Annotated in this window: 24 protein-coding genes and 1 other RNA gene; 11 read left to right on the top strand and 14 right to left on the bottom strand. The window is 44.4% G+C overall.

Annotation, left to right across the window (positions count from 1 at the left end):
* Positions 1-56: 56 nt before the first annotated feature.
* The 5 genes from DSM107010_RS25215 to rpiA all read right to left on the bottom strand — a co-directional run bounded on the left by DSM107010_RS25215 (position 57) and on the right by rpiA (position 4,994).
* The gene (locus DSM107010_RS25215) at positions 57-767 is read right to left on the bottom strand and encodes a class I SAM-dependent methyltransferase (protein WP_127024189.1); all 711 of its coding nucleotides are present in this window, start codon (positions 765-767) and stop codon (positions 57-59) included.
* 4 nt (positions 768-771) lie between these two features.
* Entirely contained in the window at positions 772-1,779 is a 1,008-nt protein-coding gene (locus DSM107010_RS25210; protein ID WP_106170166.1) for a glycosyltransferase, read from the bottom strand.
* A 293-nt stretch (positions 1,780-2,072) separates the two neighbouring features.
* A complete protein-coding gene (locus tag DSM107010_RS25205; RefSeq protein WP_106170168.1) occupies positions 2,073-2,807 on the bottom strand; it encodes a superoxide dismutase in 735 nt (244 codons plus the stop codon).
* Between the two features lie 258 nt (positions 2,808-3,065).
* Positions 3,066-4,247 carry an aldo/keto reductase gene (locus DSM107010_RS25200; RefSeq protein ID WP_106170170.1) on the bottom strand — a complete coding sequence of 394 codons (1,182 nt, stop codon included), beginning with the start codon at positions 4,245-4,247 and terminating at the stop codon, positions 3,066-3,068.
* Positions 4,248-4,283: 36 nt separating this feature from the next.
* Entirely contained in the window at positions 4,284-4,994 is a 711-nt protein-coding gene (gene rpiA, locus DSM107010_RS25195) for a ribose-5-phosphate isomerase RpiA (protein ID WP_015152617.1), read from the bottom strand.
* Between the two features lie 217 nt (positions 4,995-5,211).
* Here rpiA and DSM107010_RS25185 point away from each other — a divergent pair, with 217 nt between their 5' ends.
* Positions 5,212-6,423, top strand: a complete 1,212-nt coding sequence (locus tag DSM107010_RS25185) for an esterase-like activity of phytase family protein (RefSeq protein WP_106170952.1) — start codon at positions 5,212-5,214, stop codon at positions 6,421-6,423.
* Between the two features lie 34 nt (positions 6,424-6,457).
* Here the strand turns inward: DSM107010_RS25185 and DSM107010_RS25180 are convergent, their stop codons facing one another.
* A complete protein-coding gene (locus DSM107010_RS25180) occupies positions 6,458-6,850 on the bottom strand; it encodes a hypothetical protein (RefSeq protein ID WP_015152619.1) in 393 nt (130 codons plus the stop codon).
* Positions 6,851-7,006: 156 nt separating this feature from the next.
* Between DSM107010_RS25180 and rppA the strand changes: the two genes are divergently transcribed.
* A complete protein-coding gene (rppA, locus tag DSM107010_RS25175) occupies positions 7,007-7,681 on the top strand; it encodes a two-component system response regulator RppA (protein WP_106170954.1) in 675 nt (224 codons plus the stop codon).
* Positions 7,682-7,725: 44 nt separating this feature from the next.
* Here the strand turns inward: rppA and DSM107010_RS42420 are convergent, their stop codons facing one another.
* The gene (locus tag DSM107010_RS42420) at positions 7,726-7,851 is read right to left on the bottom strand and encodes a hypothetical protein (RefSeq protein ID WP_258184111.1); all 126 of its coding nucleotides are present in this window, start codon (positions 7,849-7,851) and stop codon (positions 7,726-7,728) included.
* Positions 7,852-7,873: 22 nt separating this feature from the next.
* Here DSM107010_RS42420 and DSM107010_RS25170 point away from each other — a divergent pair, with 22 nt between their 5' ends.
* From DSM107010_RS25170 to DSM107010_RS25160, 3 genes are all read left to right on the top strand, one after another.
* Positions 7,874-9,166, top strand: coding sequence for a sensor histidine kinase (locus DSM107010_RS25170; protein ID WP_015152621.1), 1,293 nt, complete (start codon positions 7,874-7,876; stop codon positions 9,164-9,166).
* Between the two features lie 311 nt (positions 9,167-9,477).
* Complete coding sequence (locus tag DSM107010_RS25165; protein WP_015152622.1) at positions 9,478-10,827, top strand: APC family permease; 1,350 nt, start codon at positions 9,478-9,480, stop codon at positions 10,825-10,827.
* Positions 10,828-10,934: 107 nt separating this feature from the next.
* Positions 10,935-11,591: an SAM-dependent methyltransferase gene (locus DSM107010_RS25160; protein ID WP_015152623.1), complete on the top strand. Its 657-nt coding sequence runs from the start codon at positions 10,935-10,937 to the stop codon at positions 11,589-11,591.
* On the opposite strand, the gene DSM107010_RS25155 is transcribed toward DSM107010_RS25160, so the two are convergent.
* Positions 11,546-11,764, bottom strand: coding sequence for a hypothetical protein (locus DSM107010_RS25155; RefSeq protein ID WP_127024186.1), 219 nt, complete (start codon positions 11,762-11,764; stop codon positions 11,546-11,548). The genes DSM107010_RS25160 and DSM107010_RS25155 overlap by 46 nt on opposite strands.
* Between DSM107010_RS25155 and DSM107010_RS25150 the strand changes: the two genes are divergently transcribed.
* Genes DSM107010_RS25150 through DSM107010_RS25140 form a run of 3 tightly spaced genes read left to right on the top strand, consistent with a single transcriptional unit; the run spans position 11,745 to position 14,822 of the window.
* On the top strand, positions 11,745-12,905 hold the full coding sequence (locus tag DSM107010_RS25150) for a M20/M25/M40 family metallo-hydrolase (RefSeq protein WP_106167537.1): 1,161 nt from the start codon (positions 11,745-11,747) through the stop codon (positions 12,903-12,905). The two genes, DSM107010_RS25155 and DSM107010_RS25150, sit on opposite strands and share 20 nt — an antisense overlap.
* A 49-nt stretch (positions 12,906-12,954) precedes the next feature.
* Complete coding sequence (locus DSM107010_RS25145) at positions 12,955-14,112, top strand: HhoA/HhoB/HtrA family serine endopeptidase (RefSeq protein ID WP_015152625.1); 1,158 nt, start codon at positions 12,955-12,957, stop codon at positions 14,110-14,112.
* A 35-nt stretch (positions 14,113-14,147) separates the two neighbouring features.
* A complete protein-coding gene (locus DSM107010_RS25140) occupies positions 14,148-14,822 on the top strand; it encodes a J domain-containing protein (protein ID WP_015152626.1) in 675 nt (224 codons plus the stop codon).
* A 324-nt stretch (positions 14,823-15,146) separates the two neighbouring features.
* Here DSM107010_RS25140 and DSM107010_RS25135 read toward each other — a convergent pair whose 3' ends face one another.
* From DSM107010_RS25135 to corA, 3 genes are all read right to left on the bottom strand, one after another.
* Positions 15,147-15,368, bottom strand: a complete 222-nt coding sequence (locus DSM107010_RS25135) for a hypothetical protein (RefSeq protein ID WP_127024183.1) — start codon at positions 15,366-15,368, stop codon at positions 15,147-15,149.
* 211 nt (positions 15,369-15,579) lie between these two features.
* Positions 15,580-16,026, bottom strand: an RNA gene (gene rnpB / locus DSM107010_RS25130) — RNase P RNA component class A.
* Between the two features lie 128 nt (positions 16,027-16,154).
* Positions 16,155-17,318: a magnesium/cobalt transporter CorA gene (gene corA, locus DSM107010_RS25120; RefSeq protein ID WP_106167535.1), complete on the bottom strand. Its 1,164-nt coding sequence runs from the start codon at positions 17,316-17,318 to the stop codon at positions 16,155-16,157.
* Positions 17,319-17,359: 41 nt separating this feature from the next.
* Between corA and DSM107010_RS25115 the strand changes: the two genes are divergently transcribed.
* From DSM107010_RS25115 to ureG, 3 genes are all read left to right on the top strand, one after another.
* Positions 17,360-18,160, top strand: a complete 801-nt coding sequence (locus tag DSM107010_RS25115; RefSeq protein ID WP_106167534.1) for a hypothetical protein — start codon at positions 17,360-17,362, stop codon at positions 18,158-18,160.
* A 66-nt stretch (positions 18,161-18,226) separates the two neighbouring features.
* Positions 18,227-19,219 carry a pentapeptide repeat-containing protein gene (locus DSM107010_RS25110; protein ID WP_106167533.1) on the top strand — a complete coding sequence of 331 codons (993 nt, stop codon included), beginning with the start codon at positions 18,227-18,229 and terminating at the stop codon, positions 19,217-19,219.
* Between the two features lie 82 nt (positions 19,220-19,301).
* The gene (ureG, locus tag DSM107010_RS25105; protein ID WP_015152631.1) at positions 19,302-19,895 is read left to right on the top strand and encodes an urease accessory protein UreG; all 594 of its coding nucleotides are present in this window, start codon (positions 19,302-19,304) and stop codon (positions 19,893-19,895) included.
* Between the two features lie 105 nt (positions 19,896-20,000).
* On the opposite strand, the gene DSM107010_RS25100 is transcribed toward ureG, so the two are convergent.
* The 3 genes from DSM107010_RS25100 to DSM107010_RS40925 form a co-directional block, all read right to left on the bottom strand.
* Positions 20,001-20,972 carry a DUF1517 domain-containing protein gene (locus tag DSM107010_RS25100; protein WP_106167531.1) on the bottom strand — a complete coding sequence of 324 codons (972 nt, stop codon included), beginning with the start codon at positions 20,970-20,972 and terminating at the stop codon, positions 20,001-20,003.
* A gap of 253 nt (positions 20,973-21,225) precedes the next feature.
* Positions 21,226-22,290 (bottom strand): ABC transporter substrate-binding protein, encoded by a 1,065-nt coding sequence (locus DSM107010_RS25095; protein WP_241994342.1) that lies wholly within the window; start codon positions 22,288-22,290, stop codon positions 21,226-21,228.
* Positions 22,259-22,497 (bottom strand): hypothetical protein (locus DSM107010_RS40925; protein ID WP_206751838.1); only part of this gene is annotated, 239 nt, incomplete at its 5' end. The genes DSM107010_RS40925 and DSM107010_RS25095, both read right to left, overlap by 32 nt.

Genomic DNA, 22,497 nt, shown 5'->3' with positions numbered 1-22,497 from the left:
GCTGGAATAGTTAGCTCAGACAGACTTAGTAGGTGTAACCTCAGACTTGTAGTCTATCAGCTCTGTTTTTGCCATATTCCTAAAACAGATTTGCCTAAAGAATATTGCAAAATTGGATCGATGCTTTTAGATAAAGGTATCATGACTTTATCCCAAAGCTGTATCTGCTGTTTTGTCGGCGTTTTACTTTTCAACACGAAACGGTTGCCTAATGAGGCAAGTAATCCGATGGAGTCGAGATAAATCAGCTGAATACAATTCAGGCTTCTGGGGATCGTGGATGCTAAACTTTGCTTGTTATAGCGTCGATAGTGTCCTATAGCTCGATCGAATGGCGTGAATAGCCACTGATGTGCGGGAGCTAGTACGACTAAGTAACCGCCATCTGATAAATGCTGCGTCACGGTCTTCACTTCTGTGCGATCGTCTTCTATATGCTCCAAAACATCCATGTAAATAATGGTATCAAAGCGATCGTTTGAAGCTAAATCTGCTGAGGTTCCCACTCTCGATTTACAACACGCTGGCACTCTGCCAACAGAAATTTTTAAATCGATCTTTTCCGTTAGAATTGGGTCTGGTTCTAAGCAAAGCCACTCTTTTTGATGACCCTTGCAGAGAAATTCAGTGGTTGCGCCTATCCCTGCACCTACTTCCAATACTCTACCTTGTAAGTATTTTTGAACTAGATTTCCATAATAGTTTTTCCAGTTATAAGCTTGAGAAAATAATTCTAATTCCGCGCCAATATAGGAGTAATCTTGCATCGACTTATTTAGACAAAACTTCTCTAGAAAATACTTCTTTCAACTTAGAAACAAAGTAATAATAGTCTTGACCAAGCATAAATCCATAACTATTCCTAGTATTTAAAATCATTAATGCAAAAACAATCGACAACATGACTGCTTGCATGAGAATCGAGCAAAGAATTCCAACTGCGATCGATGTCCAACCAGGAATTGCTAAACTGGTGAAGAGTTTAATAGATACAATTCCACCTAGAGATATTAGAATTAATAAGACAACGATCGACACAGAAATAATCAGTCTCGTACCTACTATATCTGCATAGACAGAAATCGAACTGATTCCGTGAGTTACCAAGGAAACAAAGTTCATTTTAGAGCGTCCGAACAAACGGTTGCTGCGCTTGGTAGCAATTTCAGTATATGGTATTCTCGCCCGCATAATTCCAGCGGCATAGTGATTCCAAATCTCGGAGATGACCACAATTCTAGACAAAAGTTGATATGGAATTACGCTGAAGTTTCCTACTTGAATGTGATGTCCGGTTAAGAGTTTGTAGACGAGTTTATAAACTAGATAAAAAGCTTTGAAAAGATATGTTTCCGATCGCTTAGTTCTTTTAGCGAAAATAACTTTGGCATTGCTTTCTGCTTGGCAGCAATTAATTAGTCTAGGAACATCTTGCGGATTGTCTTCGCCATCTCCATCCATAACGACAACGACTTTACAATTTAAGTTTGCTGCGATGTAAGCTAAACCAATCGCGATCGCTCGTTGATGCCCTAAGTTTCTTTTTAGTTCTAAAATATTGACTCTCTCGATGGCTTTAAAATTAAAAAATTTCAGTTCCGTGGGGGCTGGAGCGATCGAAGCATCGTCTACAATCAAGATATCTACGCGAATATCTCGGTCTAGAAAAGTTTCATCCAAACTCCAGAGCAACCTTTCCAGTGCCTCCCAATCATTAAACACTGGAATTAGCACGATCGCAGATGGAGAACGATGGAGATCGCTATCGAGCAATGTCATTTTAGTCCGAATCCTAAGCTAGACATCTTAGATGAGTAGTTGGCGATCGCGAGTACGATAGATATCCACATCGCACTGAGTTGAGTATTTGCATCAACAGCAAATTTCTGCGTTCATCTTACCACCCCTCAATGACGCAAAACTATTTTTAGGGTTCCGCGTCAGAATGGGGAGTCGGGAACGGTTAGTGGCTAGTGTCTGGTGGCTAGTGGCTTAGAACTTCTCCCTTGTCCCCCTTGTCTCCCTTATCCCCGAGTTCCCCCTTGTCCCCCTGCTCCCTCTTCTACTGCTAATTATGCCGCTTTCACTGCCATTGCTAAGCGCTGATTAATTTCTTGCCAGTTGACGACATTCCACCAAGCCTTGAGATATTCGGCGCGGCGATTGCGATACTTGAGATAGTAGGCATGTTCCCACACATCATTTCCCATAATTGGATAGTTACCTTCCATTAGGGGGCTATCTTGATTTGCAGTACTGGTAACTTGAAATTTACCGTCAGGAGTGCGAACCAACCAAGCCCAACCGCTACCAAACTGTTTTTCTCCCGCTTGATTAAATTGCTGTTGAAAGTTGGCAAAGCTACCAAAGTTTTTCTTGATAACAGAGGCAATTTCTCCCGTTGGTTCTCCGCCACCTTTGGGACTCATAATTTCCCAAAACATACTATGATTGACGTGACCGCCGCCATTGTTGCGGATTGTCATGCGAATATCTTGTGGTAGGCTGTCAAGTTTTTGGATAAGTTGTTCGGCAGTTTGACCTTTTAGTTTGGGATATTTTGCGATCGCTGCATTTAAATTTTTTACATATGTTGCGTGATGTCTGTCATGGTGGATTCGCATTGTCTGCGCGTCTATATGCGGTTCTAATGCTTTGTAGTCGTAGGGCAAAGGTGGTAATTTAAAATCTCCACTAGCACTTGGAGTCTGCGCCCAAGCTAAATTGGACGAAGTATAAGTTTCTATAGCATAAGCACCAGCAGTTCCTCCTACTAAAAACAAGAAATTACGACGCTTGATAGACATAAGTACTTACCTTTGCTGAGCTAGTCAAATTTGTTACAGCAATTTTCTGGGAATTGGTAGTTGGTAATTGGTGGTTGGGATTACCTTAGTTTTTAACGTCTGAACAATAAATTTTTGCTGCAACAGTTTTCATATTCTCAGGTTTAAGGTCATTGTGCCTATATTATTTCGCTAACTCTTGTACGGGCGAGTTTAGCTGAAATATCTGTAAGTCGTAAAGTCTGCTGGGTGAAACCCGCCCCTACAATTCCATCACTCCTAATCTTGCGACAGACGCTTGACTTCTGCGCCGCTTAATAGTTTGTGTGCTTCGGCGAGGATAGCAGGAATTTTATCAGCGTGCGGGCTGTTAGCAAGGCACGATCGCAAATCTAACTGCTCGATCTGCTTGGCTTGATTGCCAGGAAACCAATGACCACCATTGCCAAGGAGATTATACCGCATTTTGGCATATTCTGTGAGGTCGTAAGCGATCGCTAAGTTTCTCAACCATAGGATCGTCGGAATATTGACGTTACCTGGCGTTTCGTCATATCTGGGTAAACCTATCTGCCAAGTTTTTACCCAATCTTCCCCTAAGCTGTCGCAAGCTGCTTGCTCTAATCGCGCCAAAATCGGTGGTAAAATCTCATCTGCCCGATCGAGATATTCTAGAGTTTTGAGGTGTTCGTCAAAATCCTGCGGTTTGGCAGCCCCTAAACTGAGAGTATGCACCTGAGAATGACTCAGACAAAATAAGTCGTTGAACACCATTGGACTGAGGGGAGAACAGAGTTCTACTAACTTTTGGGGTGGCTTGTAAAGCATTCCCCCCTTGTCGGAGGGGCTAATAATAAATACACCCATATCGTGACGATTGGCGGCTGCAACTGCCTCCCAGTTGACTTGGTTGATATAGTACCAATGGAGATTAACGTAGTCGAATTCGTTTGTGGCGATCGCCTGTGTAATAATTTCAGTTGCGCCGTGGGTAGAAAAGCCGATAAATCTTACCTTACCTTGAGCTTGCCACTGCCGTGCTAGTTCCAAACATCCACCAGGACGAATGGTCTGATGTAGGGTTTCAGCATCGTTAATGCCGTGGATACCTAGTAAATCGATGTAATCTAGGCGAAGATTGCGTAAGGACTGTTCAAATTTTTGGCGAAACTCGTTGGGATTTTGGCTGGGATTAACCTTCGTTTGGACGATTAAGCGATCGCGATCGCCTAATGGTAGAATGCGCCCTAGTTGCACTTCAGAAGTGCCGTAACCTCTGGCTGTCTCAATATGATTGATGCCTAGTTCAATTGCCCTCCGAATTGTGGCTTCTAAGTTACGCTGATTGTTCTGCGGAATCGTCCAAGCAGGGACATCTTGCCATTTAAACTGATAGCGCATACCACCACAGGAAAATACGGGCATGGGTATTTCTGTGCGTCCAAATCGTCGGTATTGCATAGACTTCCACGGGCGCACGCCTGTGCGCCCCACAAATTACATTTGTCTTACCACGGGTTGACCGTCTTGCACTTCGCCAATCAGGACGAGATCGGTACAGTTGACAAAGATGCCGTTTTCCAGTACGCCAGGAATGTTGTTGAGGGTTTTTTCTAATTCGGCGGGGTTATCGATCGCATCAAACCTCACATCAACCACCATGTTACCTTGGTCGGTGATTACGGGTCCGGCTTTTTTTACGCCCATCCGTAGTTCCGGTTTACCGCCTAGCTTTTCAATTGCCCGCATGACGGGTGAAATTGCCATTGGGATGACTTCTACTGGGACTGCAAATACTGAACCCAATCGGTCTACCAGCTTACCGCTATCGACAACGACGATAAATTGTTGTGCTAGGTAGTCTACAACCTTTTCACGGGTATGGGCAGCACCACCACCTTTAATTAAATTTTTCTGCGGATCGACTTCATCCGCACCATCAATTGCCAAGTCAATATGGTCTATAGCGTCTAGAGTAGTGAGAGGAATGCCATATTGTTTAGATAGGACTTCGGCTTGAAATGAAGTAGGAATACCAACAATATCTTTGAGGTCGCCAGACTTGAGGCGATCGCCGATATATTGAATTGCATAGGCTGTAGTAGAACCCGTCCCGAGTCCGACAATCGTACCAGACTTTACCAAGGCAGCGGCGGCTTTGCCGACTTCCTGTTTCATCGTTTTTACTGGATCTGCTGCTGCGGTCATGCTCAAAACTCAATTTCAAAACTCAATCTTCTGCCGCGATTAGTATATAGCGCTACGGGACGTTGAGAAAGAGGGAGCTTCTGAGCGATCGAGCAGGGAGTAGGGGGATAAGGGGGAACTCGGGGACCCCACGACCGAAGAGAGTGGGGATTAGGGGGCGAAGGGAGACAAGGGAGACAAGGGGGACAAGGGAGTGATAAGTGGGAAATCTGGAGGAATGAAATTTATATCTACACAAGCTAAGTTTATTAGTGTTGAGTTGAAACTTATGAGATGTTTGAGAACCTGTGTAGGCAGGTTTTGTCTGTGTAGCGGCAATTTTAACCGCCTGTTTAAGCAGGTGATTTTAATTAGCGCGATCGCATTTTTAAGTCTACTATCGTTCGCAACTCCAGCGTTAGCAGCAAAAGATCGATTGTTCCTCGACCTCTCGTTAGAATATTTAGGACAATATCAACTACCAACAAACCTTTCTAACGCACCAGTCACGGAATTTTCAGCAATTACTTATGACAAACGGCACGATCGCTTTTATGCTGTCTCTGGTAATGAAATCTTCACCCTCAAGTTGACTTTTAATAACGATTCTGAGGATATAAAAATTCAAGATATTGATATAGAGTCAGTACAGTCACTTATCGCTCGCGACGGCAAACTATACGAACCGAAAACCTTTGTTGCTAAGGGAATCGCTTTAACACCGCAACAAACCGTATATATTTCTGGTTCTCAGATAAGTGGCGATCGCGCGCTTCCTTTTATCCGAGAATTCGATCTAAAAACTGGGCAGTTGCTGCAAAGCCTGACTCTTCCTAAACGATATATTGCTGAAAGCATACAGGAAAAAGGGCAAAACCAGAATACTCAAATTACTCAAGACGATATAACATTTGCTGCTTTAGCTTTCAATGCGACTGGTACTGTTCCAACAAGTGGAGAACCAGTAAATTTATTTACTGCTACTGAGTCAACGCTAGTACAAGACCGAGATACGCCTAATTCTAGACCTAATTCTAAACAGGGAAAAGCTCGGTTACTACATTACTTAATTGGCTACGGGACACCAATGCTACTAGCAGAATATGCTTATCCTCTTGATGCCGAACTTGAGGAATTGTTATCTGTAGAAGGCGTTCATTTTCTCAGTTTAGAACTCCAGCCAGAGACAAAAACTGGAAAGATTTATCAGGTTGTGACAAGCGGCGCAACCGATACATCAAAAGTTGAGAGGCTTAAAGGTAAAATTAGAGGAGTTCGAGAAATTAAGAAAAAGCTAGTTTTAGACTTACAAGAGTTAGGAATTACTTTAGAAAATTTGTCAGGTATGACTTTCGGTTCTCGCTTATCTGATGGTACGAAAAGTTTGCTTGTCATGAGTCATGACCAACAGGTAACTAATTTTCTGCTTTTTCGCCTGCGTTATCAATGATTTGAAACTGTCTTCAATCCTATTTATTAACGATTCATCTAAAATCAACTTGATAGTGAACTGTCTTTTGAATTTGCTCTAAAGACAAACCAAGTTCGCGCGACAATGCGACTTCGATTTGGCTAACTTCTGTGAAAGGAAACTCAAACTCTAATTTTTTCAAGGCAGAATTAGCAGTTTTCACTTTAACTTTAGAAAAGCCCTGATGATACTTAATCTCAACTCCAATTGAGAGGATGACCTTAGTTGGTTGTTCTTGGACTTGAGCGTTGGCTTGGATCGGAGTTGTGACGTAATAAGAGCGTTGTAAAATTTTATCGGCGATCGCTGCTCCACCGCTCCAAAAAGCGATCGCCAAAATCGGTAGCGGCAACCAAAATTCTAATCCCAGGGATTTGAGAGGGTAAAGCGATCGCAGTCTGCGCATCAGTTAGTCAACACAGTTCGGCTACTATTATCCATATAAGTCTATCTCGATTTAGAAACATTAACTGTAATACCCCTCAATGAACAGCGATCGGCTACTAGTAACTTTTTTTGACTTCTGACTTTTGACTTTTGACTTCTGATTTCGTGTTAGCCTATGGTAATTTTACTTGTAGAAGACGATCCAGCACAGTTAGAACCCATACACGCTGCTCTTTCCCAAGCAGGACATACTGTAGATACTGCCAAAGATGGCGAGACGGCGCAATGGTTGATAACTCAGAAAGATTATGACTTGCTCATCGTAGACTGGATGTTGCCGAAAGTGAGCGGTGTAAGTTTGTGCCAGCAGTATCGGCAAACTGGTAAAACTGCCCTAGTGCTTCTCCTAACGGCAAAAGATACCATAGCAGATAAAGTCGTAGGCTTGGATGCGGGAGCAGATGATTATCTCGTTAAACCAATCGATCTGCTAGAGTTATTGGCAAGAGTCAGGGCATTAGGCAGGCGATCGCCCCAATGGCAAGGTGACACCACTATCGTTGGCGATCTTCAACTCCATCGTCCCACGCTTACCTTAGAAAGAGGAGAGGCGATCGCTCAACTTTCAGTGCGAGAATTTCAACTGATGGAATATTTCATGCGTCACCCCCGCCAAGTTCTCTCTCGCGAACAAATTGAAAGCACTTTATGGGAGTGGGGAACGGAACCAGAAAGTAATGCCGTGACTACACTAGTAAGAAGACTACGCCAGCGAATGCAAGCCGTCGGAGCCAAAGATTGGTTGGAAACTGTATATGGTATGGGATATCGATTGAATGCACCAGAATAGAGGGGTCATTTGTCATTTGTGAATGGGTAATTGGTAATTGGTAGTTAGGTGGCGAGTGGTGTGTGGTGTAGGGAATTGGTAGTTGCTAGTTGGTAGTTGGTATGCACCTGAACCCCTGCCCCTAAAGCTCCCCTGCTTCCTTGTCTCCCTTGTCTCCCTTGTCCCCTCACTCCTCACTCCTCACCCCTCATCATGTTCAGTCGCAGTCGCCGTAACATAGCTTGTTGGTTTGCTCTATCGATGGGAAGCATCCTCGTGGTTTTTGCGGGGGTAGTTTACTACTTGGAAGTGGAAGAACAATTGCGGAATTTCGATCGCAATTTGTATAAAAAGACTAAAGCGATCGCAACGGATGCAGAGTACCAATTTTATCAGGGTCGATGGCAGTTCGATCTGGAACAACTGCCGATGCTAAGCAATAATACATTACCAATAACAGGAGATATTGCTTACGCTCGCTGGTACAACTCTAAAGGGGAATTAGTCCAATTTGTTGGTTCTCCGCCTGCACCGAAGTATCTCAAGCTAGCTCCTGGTTTTGAGACAATTCAAACTCCCACACGCTCAAAACTGCTTAAACTTTCTAGCTCTAAAACGTGGTTGCGGCAGATTACACTACCAGTTTTAAAAGCGGATTTGCTCATCGGTTATTTACAAGTGGCAACTCCAATGACTTCTATGCGCCAGAGTCTAGAGCAAACGCGCTTGTATCTTTCGCTCGGCGTACCGCTAGCTCTTAGTACAATTGGGTTGACGGGTTGGTACTTGGCAGGGCTGGCGATGAAACCAATTCGCCGTGCTTACGAGCAATTACAGCGTTTTACTGCTGATGCTTCACACGAATTACGCGCCCCTCTCGCAGCAATTTTGAGTAATGCCCAAGTGGGCTTATTAGCACCAGCAGAGGATACAAATAGTCCGCGCCAGCGTTTAGAAAATATTGTCGATCTGTCAAAATCAATGAGTACGCTGATCGGTAATTTGCTATTTTTAGCACGTCATGAAGGAGCGTTGGCTACTGAAGCGCTCAAAAGTATCGATCTCGTCAGTTTGCTGCAACGGTTGGTGAGTGAATATCAAGCACAAGCAGCAGCACAGGGGTTAGATTTTGTTGTTCAACTGCCAGAACAACCAATAAAACTCGTTGCCGAACCTGATTTATTGCAACAAGCGGTGAGAAATTTGCTGAATAATGCTTTCAAGTACACCCCCTCTGAAGGTAGAGTTTGCTTGCGAATATTTACCCAATCTTATCGAGCGATCGTCCAAATTGAAGACAATGGCATCGGCATTCCATCTGAAGATGTACCCCATATTTTTGAGCGGTTCTATCGCGTAGACACCGTGCGATCGCGGCAAACAGGTGGATTTGGTCTAGGCTTAGCGATCGCCAAACAAATTGTCGAGGCACACAAAGGCAAGATCGCCGTCCAAAGCACCCTGGGACAAGGCGCAACTTTTAAAATCGAACTGCCTTTAAGGTAATTAAGTTGTCAGTTGTAAGTAAGAAACCTCTTGCCAATGACCAATGACCAATGACCAATGACCAATGACACATTCATGTCATATTTGTGCGGCAAACTCAATTTAAAGTAATATGCAGAAGTCGCTGACTTCTAGCAACTTTTACTTGTAAATACCCGTTGAGAAATTTAGTTATACAGCAATGAGCTGTGGCTAAAAATCGACGAACTTACCATCAAGTACCTTTTTAATACAAGTACCATTAGCCAGAAGCAGTAGATATGACTGAGCTTTCTAATTGACATTAAGTCTTCACCTAAAAAATTGACGATATGGCAAATAAAGTAGCATCACCAGCGCTGAAGCCAACCCTTTCAGTGGTGGACGCAAGCGCGATCGTCGTCGGTATGGTGATTGGCGCTGGAATTTTTGAGACTCCCACTCTGGTGGCTCAGAATGCTGGTAGTCAAAGCGTTATCTTATTCGCTTGGCTGCTAGGTGGGGTTGCCTCATTGATTGGCGCTCTCTGTTATGCCGAACTGACGACAGCATATCCTCACCCAGGCGGGGATTACCACTATTTCATGCGTGCCTTTGGCACGAACGTTGCTTTTCTCTTCGCCTGGGCGCGGATGACGGTGATTCAAACTGGTTCGATTACGCTGTTTGCTTATGCGTTTGGTGACTACGCATCCCAAATCTTGCCACTAGGGAGCTATTCTTCTGCGATCTATGCAGCCCTCTGCATTGCTATTCTGACCGGATTGCATATCATGGGCGTGCAGCAGGGAAAGTGGACGCAAAACTTACTGACACTATCAACGGTATTAGGTCTGGCATTGGTCATCATTGCTGGAATGATTACTGTAGCTGGTACTACTCCCGTACCTAACGGTACACCAACCAATAACGGTGGAGCTTTCGGACTGGCAATGGTCTTCGTACTTTTAACCTACGGTGGCTGGAACGAAGCAGCCTACATTTCGGCAGAAGTGCGGGATGCCAGACACAACATGGTTAAGACGTTGCTGTTGAGTATCGCTCTGATTGCTGGACTTTACATGTTAGTCAACTTTGCTTACATCCACGGACTGGGGATTGCTGGTGTAGCAAATTCCAAAGCGGTAGCAGCCGATCTGATGCGGCGGGTGTTTGGCGAAAGTGGGGCAAGATTAATTAGCTTTATCGTGGCTGTGACTGCACTGAGTTCGATCAACGCCACAATTTTTACAGGAGCGCGGACGAACTTTGCTTTAGGACAAGACTTTCGCTCTTTCTCTTTGTTGGGGCAATGGAGCGATCGCCGTCACACACCTACCAATGCTTTACTCATACAAGGGGCGATCGCATTAGGACTCGTTCTTCTAGGAACGATCACTCACGAAGGCGAGAAAGGCTTTGAAACGATGACAGCCTACACCTCACCCGTATTTTGGTGCTTTTTTCTACTGTCGGGAATAGCATTGTTCGTCCTCCGCCAACGGGAACCCAACACGCCTCGAACTTTTCAAGTCCCTGGCTACCCAATTACTCCCTTGATTTTTTGCGCCATTTGTGCTTATTTACTTTACTCCAGTATTACCTATGCTTCCAGTCAGGCATACAGTATTGGGGCGATCGTCGGTATTAGCATGATGGTTGTGGGCGTACCTGTACTGTTTTGGGTGCGTCGCAGGCACTAGATATAAGGCAATAGAGAAAAAAAAGAAGTCGTAAGTCGTAAGTCATTTTCCCTGCTCCCTTTCTTCACTAATAACTGACAACTGATAACTGACAAGAGGAAATACAGATGCAATTACCACTAATACTCAAACCGATCGCGGTAGGTGCGATCGCCGTTAGTATGGGCATTATCGGTTGTACGCAACAGACAGGGCTGAATGCCCAGGCAGAACCTAATATTGCTCAAACAACTCAAACAGCACCACCAGCAGGACAAACCGAACAACGGGAACCTGACGTACCTTACGTGCCTACACCTCAAGAAGTTGTGGATGAAATGCTCAAACTGGCAAAAGTTCAAAAAGGAGATGTCCTCTACGATCTGGGTAGCGGTGACGGACGCATTCCTATTACTGCCGTGAGAGAATATGGCGTAAAAAGGGCTGTAGGTATAGATATCAATCCCGAGCGAATTGAAGAAGCAAACGAAAATGCCAAAAAAGCAGGCGTGAGCGATCGCGTGCAATTTCTCAATCAAGATTTGTTTAAGTCCAATTTCAATGAAGCCTCTGTCGTGACGCTGTACCTACTACCAGATATTAATGTCAAACTGCGACCCCAGTTATTCAAACAATTGAAACCTGGTACTCGGATTGTTTCCCACGATTTTGACATGGGTGAATGGAAACCCGAGCGCACGGTACAAGTACAAGGACCAAACCGGACTCACACCCTTTATTACTGGGTCGTTCCTGAAAAACCACCAGCTAATTTACAGGGGTGAGGAGTGAGGGGAATTCGGAATTCGGAATTCGCAATTAATTGCGAATGGGCGACTTGCAACTTCTCCCTTGTCTCCCTTGTCCCCCTTGTCTCCTCTTGCCAACTCCCGGACGGGCGGGTTTGGAAACCCACCTCTACCGACTCCCGACTCCCTATGAAATACGCAATACTCATAACTACTTTAGTCGCCCTACCGACGGCGAGTTTGGCGCAGTCTGGACGAGCTGGGGCAGATGTGGAAGCCTTGGTAAAACTCGGTCCTAGAGTGGCTGGTACGCCAGTTATGGCAAAGGCAAGTGACTATCTAGAGGCGGAGTACCGCAAAGCTGGCTACACAACTCAAATTCAAACTTTTACCTACTCTCGATTTGAGGATTTAGGTTCGAGTCTGACGGCAGGAAAAAGCAAAATTACAGGTTTACCTCTAAGTGGATCGGTTGCAGGTAAAGTTGATGCGCCGTTGGTAGTTGTACCCAACGTCGGACGACCGGAAGATTTTGCTCGGGTTGATGTTAAAGGCGCGATCGCAGTTGTCCAAAGAGGAGAAATTCGGTTTTCCGAAAAGGTACAAAATGCCAGTACTGCGGGTGCGGTAGCCGTGGCGATCGTCAACGATCGATCGGGAAAACTCGCGGCTTCTCTTGGTGGTGGAGTCAGTAAAATTCCTGTCTTGGCTTTATCTAGAGAACAAGGCTCTGCTTTACTACAAAGTTCTCAAACACAACAGCCAGCCACTTTACACGTCAATACTCGGCAACGTCAAGTTACTGGACGTAATGTAGTAGCTCATCTACCTGGCATCGCTAGACCTCAAATACTCTTGGGCGCTCATTACGACTCCGTACCAGGTGCGCCAGGGGCGAATGACAATGCTTCTGGGACGGCTGTTGTTTTAGAAATTGCCCGCAGAATCTCTAAAACTCCCTTAGCAAACCAAACTTGGTTTGTGGCTTTTGATGGCGAAGAAGACGGGTTACATGGTTCTAAAGCTTTCGTACAAACCGCCCAATCACAGTTTATCTCTAGCCTTAAGGCAATGCTAAATTTTGATATGGTAGGCGTAAATTCTAGTCTTCGCGTGAGTGGTACACCTCAGCTCACAGCCCGAGCGAAAGCAGCGCAAAGTGGGTTGTCTACTTCTGAATCTTACAGTGGTAGCGACCATGCTTCTTTTGCAGCGGCAAAAGTTCCAGTTTTATTTTTTCACCGAGGGCGGGAGCCTAACTACCACACGCCAAACGACAAGCAAGTAGACTCAAATCTACTTGATGAAACTGTCAGCGTGGGACTAGAGATTGTCGAGCAATTGCTTTGAAGTGTGGGCTGTTAATAGTTAATGGTTAATGGCAAATAACCATTAACCAATGACAAAAGACCAATCACAAATGACCAACAACAAACCTACAATGTCTCAGAATTCTGTTGTGAAAAAGTCAGTCACTTATTTATCTTTAATCTTTATGGGGGCTGCGGGTAGTTTGTTAGGAACCCAGCTATTACCCAACCGACCGGAGTTAATCCCGCCATCAGTTGCTCAGCTCCCGGCTCAGGTTCCTAGCGGAAATATTAACTTTATTGCTAACGCTGTAGACCGTACTGGTGCAGCGGTCGTCCGTATTGATGCGGCACGGGCTACCCGCGCTAGACAACCTGGAGCTAGGGTAGTGCGGGGAACGGGTTCGGGCTTTATTATTGAGCCGGATGGTTTAATTTTGACAAACGCTCACGTTACTGGTGGAGCTGATACGGTCAATGTCACCCTGAAAGATGGACGCAAATTTACTGGTCGGGTCTTGGGTAGAGATGAATTGACAGATGTGGCTGTAGTGAGAATTCAAGCCAATGATTTACCTACGGTAACAGTAGGCAACTCTGACAACCTCCGACCTGGAGAGTGGGCGATCGCGATCGGCAATCCTTTAGGATTAGATAATACTGTTACTGCTGGTATCATCAGTGCTACAGGTCGTTCTAGCAGTGATGTAGGCGTTCCCGACAAGCGCGTCGGTTTCATTCAAACTGATGCAGCGATTAATCCCGGTAATTCTGGCGGACCCCTATTAAATCAACAAGGGCAAGTGGTGGGAATGAATACGGCAATTATCGGCGGCGCTCAAGGTTTGGGTTTTGCGATTCCTATCAATCGAGCGCAGCAAATCGCCGAGCAACTGGTTGCTAAAGGAAGGATCGATCGCGCCTATTTAGGGGTTCAAATGGCAACTCTCAACGATGAGATTCGAGAAACCCTAGCCCAAGAGTCAAATGGAGATGTCACTATCTCTGCCAATCAAGGGGTAGTCGTGTTAGGAGTCGAGCGCAATTCTCCTGCTGCTGCTGCGGGGATTCGTCCTGGCGACGTGATCCAGCAAATTAACGGGCAACAAGTAAAAACTGCCGATCAAGTGCAGCAAGCAGTAGAAAATAGCCAAATCGGTGTCAATATCCCGCTTGAAGTCAGTCGCAATGGCAGAAATATTCAGCTCTCGGTAAGAGCTGGTGAATTTCCTGCCAGCGCTAGCTAAAGGATGCATATTAGGTATGGGGAGCAGAGACGTTCATGCAACGTCTCTACACCTCCAAAATATTTTCCTGTCCCTTAAGTATGGATAATCTGCCCAATCCCAACTGGTGTTATCAAGTTTTAGAAATCTCCCCAACGGCGACGGCGCAAGAGATTAAAATGGCTTATCGCCAGCTGGCGCGGAAATATCACCCCGATCTCAATCCAGGCGATCGCACTGCGGAAGATCGGTTCAAACTCATCGTCCAAGCATACCGCACCTTACTCACCCTCCAATCGCAGCCATCTTCCAGCACTTCTACAAAAACTACACCACATCCAGACACCACTTCTACTTACAGTACAGGTGGCGTGCGCTTCCACGTTAAGCAACGCGACTGCACGCCTTCCTCTCCTCCCCTCTCTTCAGAAGAAAAGTTACTCAAATTGAGTACGCTCAACCAAGTCTACACTTTACTCAAGCGTCAGAATTTTCAGCAAGCAGTAGACATAGCAGAAAAGCTAGCTATCCGCTTTCCCAAAGATTCAGACGTGCAACCGTGGCTAGCTGTAGCTTACCATCGTTGGGCAAAACAGCTGATCTCGCGACAACAGTGCGATCGCGCTAGAATTTACCTCAAAAAAGCTTTGCAAGCCGATCCTCATAACCAGAAGTTATGGCGAGAAATCGATCGCGATTACAAAGCTATAGAACGCCAGTTAATGTTTTGATCCGCAAAAGCTATTGACCGGATCGATATTGGTGACTTCATTTTGTAGCCAAATTAATATCTAACTGTCACAGTCATGTCACATTCATTCACTATCTTATAAATGGCTGCAACGAGTAAATGAGTTACTCCTCACCCTATCCTCAATTCAGCGAGTAAATAGCCTCTCCATATTTTGGAGAGCTTTTTTTATGTAACTCGCACTAAGCGGTCTTCCTCTACACATCCTGTCCCAAATTTCCGCTAAGTTAGCTTTTGGGGTAAAAATTGGGGTAATTGGGGTAACAGTACTGAGGAGCCAGCTACATGCAGGGGTTTTCTCCGTTCAGCGGACTGGCGTTACTAATTTGGGTTTGTATTTTTCTAATATCTGGTCGAATAGATTTGCCTCTCTTATTGGTGGTTTTAATAAAGCAAGTTTTTGTTTATTGTTTAAACTATATTTTTCTAAAGTTGGATCGAAACAACCATTGAGTGCATTATTGTGCATTACCCAGCATTTAGCCTCTAATGCACTCCAATTTTGCGGAGTGTCTATCAAGTTCACTCGCTTACGCACTGCGTAGCCAGAAGGCTTGCCAAACAAGGGAGCTTATTTGGTGCTAAAGGATAAGCGCAAATTACCATCTTTCCATCGTTCTATACGACAAGTAGTTTCGTAGCCTTGTTTTGCAGAATTGACCATTGCGTACACTCCGTAGAAAAAACGTACAAAAAATAAAGCTAGAAGCTGTAACAACCTCTAGCTTTAGATGATATGAGAGAGCAGGACATAAGCTGGATTCTGTTTTCTGCTGCATCAACGCGATCGCATCTCTACATACAGAAGGCAGTTATCTATCTGGGATGCCTGTTACCAGACACCTCTAGCGGTACACCAATAGCGGAACTGGTAAAAGACCAACCGTAGTTCCTCCGACCTTGCTCCCAACCGGGGTTTACCGAGCCAGCACCTCTCGATGCTGCTGGTGCGCTCTTACCGCACCTTTGCACCCTTACCCTTTTCAGTTGTCAGTTATCAGTTATCAGTTATCATTTGGTCACTGGTCACTGTTCGCCGATCGCTGAAAAAGGCGGTATCTTTCTGTGGCACTATCCTCACGATCGCTCGCACTGGGCGTTACCCAGCAAGTTTGGTCTTTCGGGAGTCCAGACTTTCCTCAGACCAGCTGTAAAAGCTGGCTGCAACTGCCTGCGCCTACTCTCTCTAGATCTAGTGTAATGGTAATGGGTAATGGGTAATGGGTAATTGGTTGTTAGTTGTTGGTTGTTGGTTGTTGGTAACTGACAACTGATAACTGACAACTGATAACTGACAACTGGTAACTGACACTTAGCCTCTCTTTCTTGACGTTCTATCCTGGACATCGGAGAAGTTTTCAAACCAACCCCGTCGCCAGAAGAAATAGATGAGTCCAGCAGCGGTTGCTACCATAGCTGCCAAGCATAAGGGATATCCCCAGTACCAATTTAATTCCGGCATATTCCAGGGAGATTTTTCCGTGTTAAAGTTCATACCGTAGACCCCAGCAATGAAAGTTAAAGGAATAAATATAGAAGAAACTACCGTCAGCAACTTCATGATTTCATTCATTTTGTTACTCACGGCTGATAGGTAGACATCCATTAGACCAGAAGTTAATTCGCGATAGGTTTCTACCATGTCTAAAATTTGTACGGCATGGTCGTAACAGTCGCGTAAATAGACTTGGACGCGATCGCTAATTAAACTGTCATTATCATCGCGGATCAGCATGGCGATCGCATCTCGCTGAGGCCAAATTGCTCGCCGCAGGTTGAGCAACTCTCGCCGGACGCGATAAATTTTGTTTAAAGTTTGCCGCGTTGGTTTAGTAATAACTTCGTCTTCTAAATCTTCCATCTGTTCTCCGTATGCTTCCAGTACGGGAAAAAAGCCATCAATAATCGAATCTATCAACGTATAGGCTAAATAATCTGCTCCTAGCTTGCGGACGCTACCTTTGTTGTAACGAATTCGCTGGCGTACCTGTTCAAAGCAGTCGTGTTCTGGTTCTTCTTGGACTGTAAGTAGGTAGTGTTTTCCTAAAATAAAACTGACTTGTTCGCTATGAAAACCACCACTTTCTTTTGGTATCACCATCCGTGCGATCATGACTAAATGGTCTTCGTAATCATCTTCTACTTTGGGACGCTGCGGTACGTTGACGATATCTTCTAAAACCAATGGATGCAGATTAAAAACTTGTCCCAATCTTTGTAAGATATCTTCGCTACCTAAGCCTTGTACGTCAACCCAAGAGACAGATTCGGTGTCCAGATAGGGAAGACATTCTTCTGGCGTGGCTAAGGTTTGGCGTGTTGCGTCTGCTTCGTTGTAGTCAATTAAAACGATAACTGGTGGTTGAGCATCAACCCCAATATTCAAAGTTCCTGGTAGACTACCTGGTTTGTCGTAAAAGTAGTCAAAGTGAGGCTGTGTGTCTGGTTTAGCAGCACGAATACGAGATTTTGTCATGAACGAGATGCGCGCGGGACTCCATCGCGATCTTAATCCTTATGATGCGTTTAGGTTGTGTTACGATCGTGCTTTCTTATCACGGGAACAGTATAAACTGGAGCGATCGCGCTGCTCAATCTATGGAAAACTCATCCTTATTTACTCAAGTCGTACAATCTTTAGAGCAAAATGAAGACTCAGCTCGAATTAAAAAACTTGCTTTTTACGTAGCAAAACAATTTTGGGCTAGAGACCAAAACCAGTTAAATAGTATTAGTTTACTCGATTTAATCCAAGATTTGCTTATTAAATATTCAGATATAGAAAGCTTGAAAAAAAATGTTTATAGAATGGCACAAACTCTAAACAAGCCGGAGCAGTACTTAAGTGTTGCTAGTACAATTATTGGAGAAGCAGAAATTCTATATAATTTTCAATCAGACAAACTTCAAGAAAGCAGAATAAGTTCTGATTCCGATCTGATTACCGTTCCTTTAGTCCCGGCAATTCGACAAGAAGCTGTGGTTATTCCCGATTCCCCTCCACCAGCGTCCGTACAAATTAAGAAAAAAATCGAGCCATTTGAGATCCGTCACAAGATAATGCTTCAAATCAATCCCTTGCAAGCAAAAATCTTACTATTTTCCGCGACCGAACATCAATTTGATTGGACTCAACAAGATTGGGCGGCTTTACGCAGTACGGAGCTATACGAATTAATTCGGAATATAACTTATACTTGTCAATCTTTTGAAGCTTTAGTTGATACTCTCGATATAACAGCCCGAAAGCTGGACAAGCCGCACGAGTACCTAGCGATCGCTAATATTATCAGTCAAGCACTTAAACCCATGTTTTGAAGTTTGTATTTTAACTTTTAGCTTTTAGTTTTTGACTTCAGTTGCAATATTTACCGCGCATAATTTATGGATGCTAACGAACTCATACAACGATATGCAAAGGGAGAAATTAATTTTAGTGGTTTGGAATTAAAAGGAATTAATTTATTTGGTGCAGATCTCGTTAGTATTAATTTAACTCAAACCGATTTACGTAGTGCTAATTTAATTTTTGCTTATTTAAATAGAGCGCAGTTACACAAGGCTAATTTAAGTAGCACAAAATTAAGTGGCGCTAACTTAACACAAGCCGATTTACGTGAAATTAAGCTAAACGATGCCGATTTACACGGAGCAATTTTGCAAGGTGCAGATCTGCGCAGTGCCGATCTGAGGCTAGCTAATCTACTCGATGCAAATTTGATTGATGCAGATTTACGTAATGCTAATTTGAGCGGTGCTAACTTAACAGGTGTCTGTCTTCGCGGTGCTAACCTCAGACAAGAACAGAAAGAATACGCTGCTAATTTGCGCAGTACAAGACTGTTTCAAGCCGATTTGCGGGGGGCAAATATGGCAGGTGTAGATTTGTCTGGAGCTGACCTGCGCTGTGCTAATTTAGTTGAAGTCAATTTGCGAGGTGCTAACCTATACGGCGCTAATTTAAGTGAGGCAAATTTAGCCGATGCATTTCTCAGCGATGCTAATTTGGATCGGGCAATTTTGAGAGAAGCAAACTTAAGTAATACTAAACTAGAACGAGTGTTAATGAATGAAGCAGATCTAACCCGTGCTAATTTAAGCCATGCGATCGCACCTGATAGTAAACTGACTAAAACCAATTTGAGTTATGCTAACTTGACCAAAGCTAGAATGAATCGAGTCGATTTCAGTCGCGCTAACTTACTAGCAGAAATTTTAATTGATAGCTCGTTAATTGAAGGCTTTTTGGCACGAACAAACTTAACCGATGCAAACTTAGATAACGCTAACTTATTTAAAGCCGAAATCAGTAGCGCCAACCTCACGGGTGCAACCTTACGCGGTGCGACAATGCCAGATGGTAGTATTAATAGTTAATTTCAAAATGAAATTGTCATAGTGAGGTGAGCAATGCCCACCCTACAATTTTGACTTTTAACTTTTCACTTTTGACTTACCTATGACTGCATTTCGAGTTGGGGTAGCTGGTCCTGTCGGTTCGGGAAAAACGGCTTTAGTCGAGGCGCTATGCAAGCATCTACGTCAGCAATATAACATTGCGGTAGTGACAAACGATATCTATACTCAAGAAGACGCTCAGTTTTTGGTACGCGCTCAAGCACTCTCAAGCGATCGCATTTTGGGTGTAGAGACTGGCGGTTGTCCGCACACAGCGATTCGCGAAGATGCTTCAATGAATATAGCCGCGATCGAACAGTTAGAACAAAAATTTCTCAATCTGGACTTAGTATTTCTAGAAAGTGGTGGTGATAACCTCGCAGCTACTTTTAGTCCTGAGTTAGTAGACCTGACAATTTACGTGATTGATGTTGCAGCAGGTGATAAAATTCCCCGTAAAGGTGGACCAGGGATTACCAAATCAGATTTGTTAGTGATTAATAAAACCGACCTCGCTCCTTATGTTGGAGCCGATTTAAGCGTCATGGAACGGGATGCGAAGAAAATGCGCGGCGATAAACCGTTTATTTTTACAAATCTGAAAACTCAGGCTGGATTAACAGAGGCGATCGCATTTATCGAGAGTTATATCTAAATATAAACGTTAGGGGCGCAAATCTAGCGTTTTCCGTGTAGGTGTCATACATGCGTAGGGGCGCACAGCCGTGCGCCCCTACAAATTTATTCGATGCGGCAAATCTTATACCAGTTTCAGATCTGCATATTCTGCTAGAACATCATCAGAACTGAGCGTGTCACCTTCAGCTTGAGGTGTCCATAACACTTCAATCGCCAAGAGTTTATCGCTAGGAATACTACCAAACTGACGTAGAGCTTGACGCAGATCGTCAGTACTATTGATTGCTGGTATTTGCAATTTACCCAAAGTCGCTGCAATCAGAGTGACGACGATGTATTCACCAGGATCTTTCACGGCTAAATCGCTACTACCAGAGCCGTCACCTGCTGGTAATTCTGCTTTAGGCGTTGCAGCCTTGAGCTGATTGTTGACGTTGGAAAGAGTTTCTTCGCTAAACTTGCTGCGTTCTGCCAAGGATAAACGGTTAAATTCAGCTTCTGCACCCGTCAAGCGAGATTGCTGAGTATTACCACCAGCATAGACCCAATATTCGGGGTGGCGTAACAGCGCTAAAGAAGCTTCTTGCAATACCTGTACTCTACCTTCGGGAGAGTTAGTATCGGCGAGTTCGGCAATCCGGTTGAGTTCAGCCTGTAAGCCTCTTGCTTCAGCCAACAAACCGACTTGTACGCGAGTGACACTGACAGTAGGATTGCTGTCGTATTCTAATTCCTCTACGCTACCACCACTACTAGCACGTCGGAAGGCTTGTAACATAAAGTTGGCGATCGCAAAAAAGATCAGGATCGTGAACAAGCCACCAAAGCCGCCGCCGATGCCAAAGAAGGGAAACAAGAAAGGAAATCCAAATCCGCCACCAGGATAGGGTGCGTAGTAGCCACCACCACCAGGAGCGTAGGTTCTAGGAGTAGAGTAGCCACGGCTAGGCGCTCTAAAAGAGCCACCACCAATCCGACCGCCACTAGCTGCTAACGCACTATCCACATGACCAAACGCTAAAGTAGCGATTAGACCGAATACGAACAAAGATTTTATCAACGGTTTCATGACTGAAAGCAGTTTATTACGCATATCTCACTGCCCGAAAAACAATATTGACTTTGGTTTATTTCCTTTAGGGTAATACGATTTGCCCTTAGTAATAACTCCAAATGATTTGCAGTTGCTTATAGCGTTTAATTCTGACACCGTGCTAGCTATTTGCTTTGCACCAACTACATTTACTAATTTATCGCTTCTAACCCAGCCCTAACCTGTCACTGAGGTAGGATTACCGTACCTTAGAGGATGAAAGAACTATGGCTGCGCCATAGTTCTTTCATTTTTACTGTCCTCGAAACTCGTTCCACAAGGCTACCCAGTCATCGTAATTAGGTACGGTTTCCCAGAAGTGGATTTGGCTGTAGTAGTTTTCGATGTCTTCTAGATGGGAGTCACGACGCTGTTCGGCGGTGAGTAGCGGTAAAACTTGCTTAGAAACAGCCCAGTAGCCAGTAACCTCTGTCATGGGTTTCTGAGCTTCTCCCGTCAGCATATAATCCATCCAAGCATGGGCGATTTCTTTGTTGGGAGAGCCTTTGAGTAACATCCAAGAATCGCTCCATCCAGTAGTTCCTTCTTGAGGAATAGTCGCTCCTACAGGAAAGTTAGCGCGTTTTAGTTCTTCAATTGCTACGGGCCAACCCCACGCGAGAGCAATTTCTTTATTTAAAAAGAGTTGGGCTAACTCTCCTTGGCTGTTCCAAAATTTTCTGACCTGTGGACGCAAGCGGAAAAGATCGGGTTTAATGTCTGTTGCTAGCCGTTCTTTACTAATGTCGTAGATATTAGAGCTACCTTTCCACAACGCCACATCAGCATTGAAGATGGGATAGTCAGGTAGAGATACTTTACCTTGATATTCTGGTTGATAGAGGACATCCCAGCTTTGCGGTTCAGATTTGACGACGGATTTGTCATAAATCAAAAAATCTGGTCCCCAAGCAATCGAAACACCATAGGCTTGACCGTCAAAGGTGTTATACGCTGGTTGCTGAAAAATTGGGAATAGATCTTTGTAGTTGGGGACTAAACTTAAATCGATCGCCTCTACTAAATTGGCATCATATAAGCGTTTGGTTAAGTCTCCCGAAGCAGTGACGAGATCGTATGACTTGCCTTTACTGGCTTTAATCTTGGCATACATCTCATCTGAGGAGCCTGCATAAGTTGGAATGACTTTACAACCATATTTTTGCTCGAATGGTTTGGCAAAAGAGGCATCCATATATCCCTCCCAGCCAATTATTCGTAAAGTGCAGCTTTTGGCTTGGGCGATTTCAGGAAAGGACAGACACGCTACCAGTACGAAACAAATGCTAACGATACTTGCTATCAGTCGCTTCATCATAACTGTCTTTGATTCTGAGTGAGTCACGCGATCGCATTCCACCACAAAATTCAGTGGTAGGGTTTGTAATACGATAAGCTCCGCATTCAGTTAAGGTGATAGTTTTTTCGATTTTCTTATCATCTGGGCACCCCAACGGCAAACTCAAGGAATTTGCGGTGGAGTCATGCAGATATGGTTGGAAAGGTGGTCTGGTCAAGAGGCGAT

Origin of the sequence: Chroococcidiopsis cubana SAG 39.79, assembly GCF_003991895.1 — a bacterium.
Taxonomy (GTDB): Bacteria; Cyanobacteriota; Cyanobacteriia; order Cyanobacteriales; family Chroococcidiopsidaceae; genus Chroococcidiopsis; species Chroococcidiopsis thermalis.
This window is presented reverse-complemented; position numbering and strand designations above follow the sequence as displayed.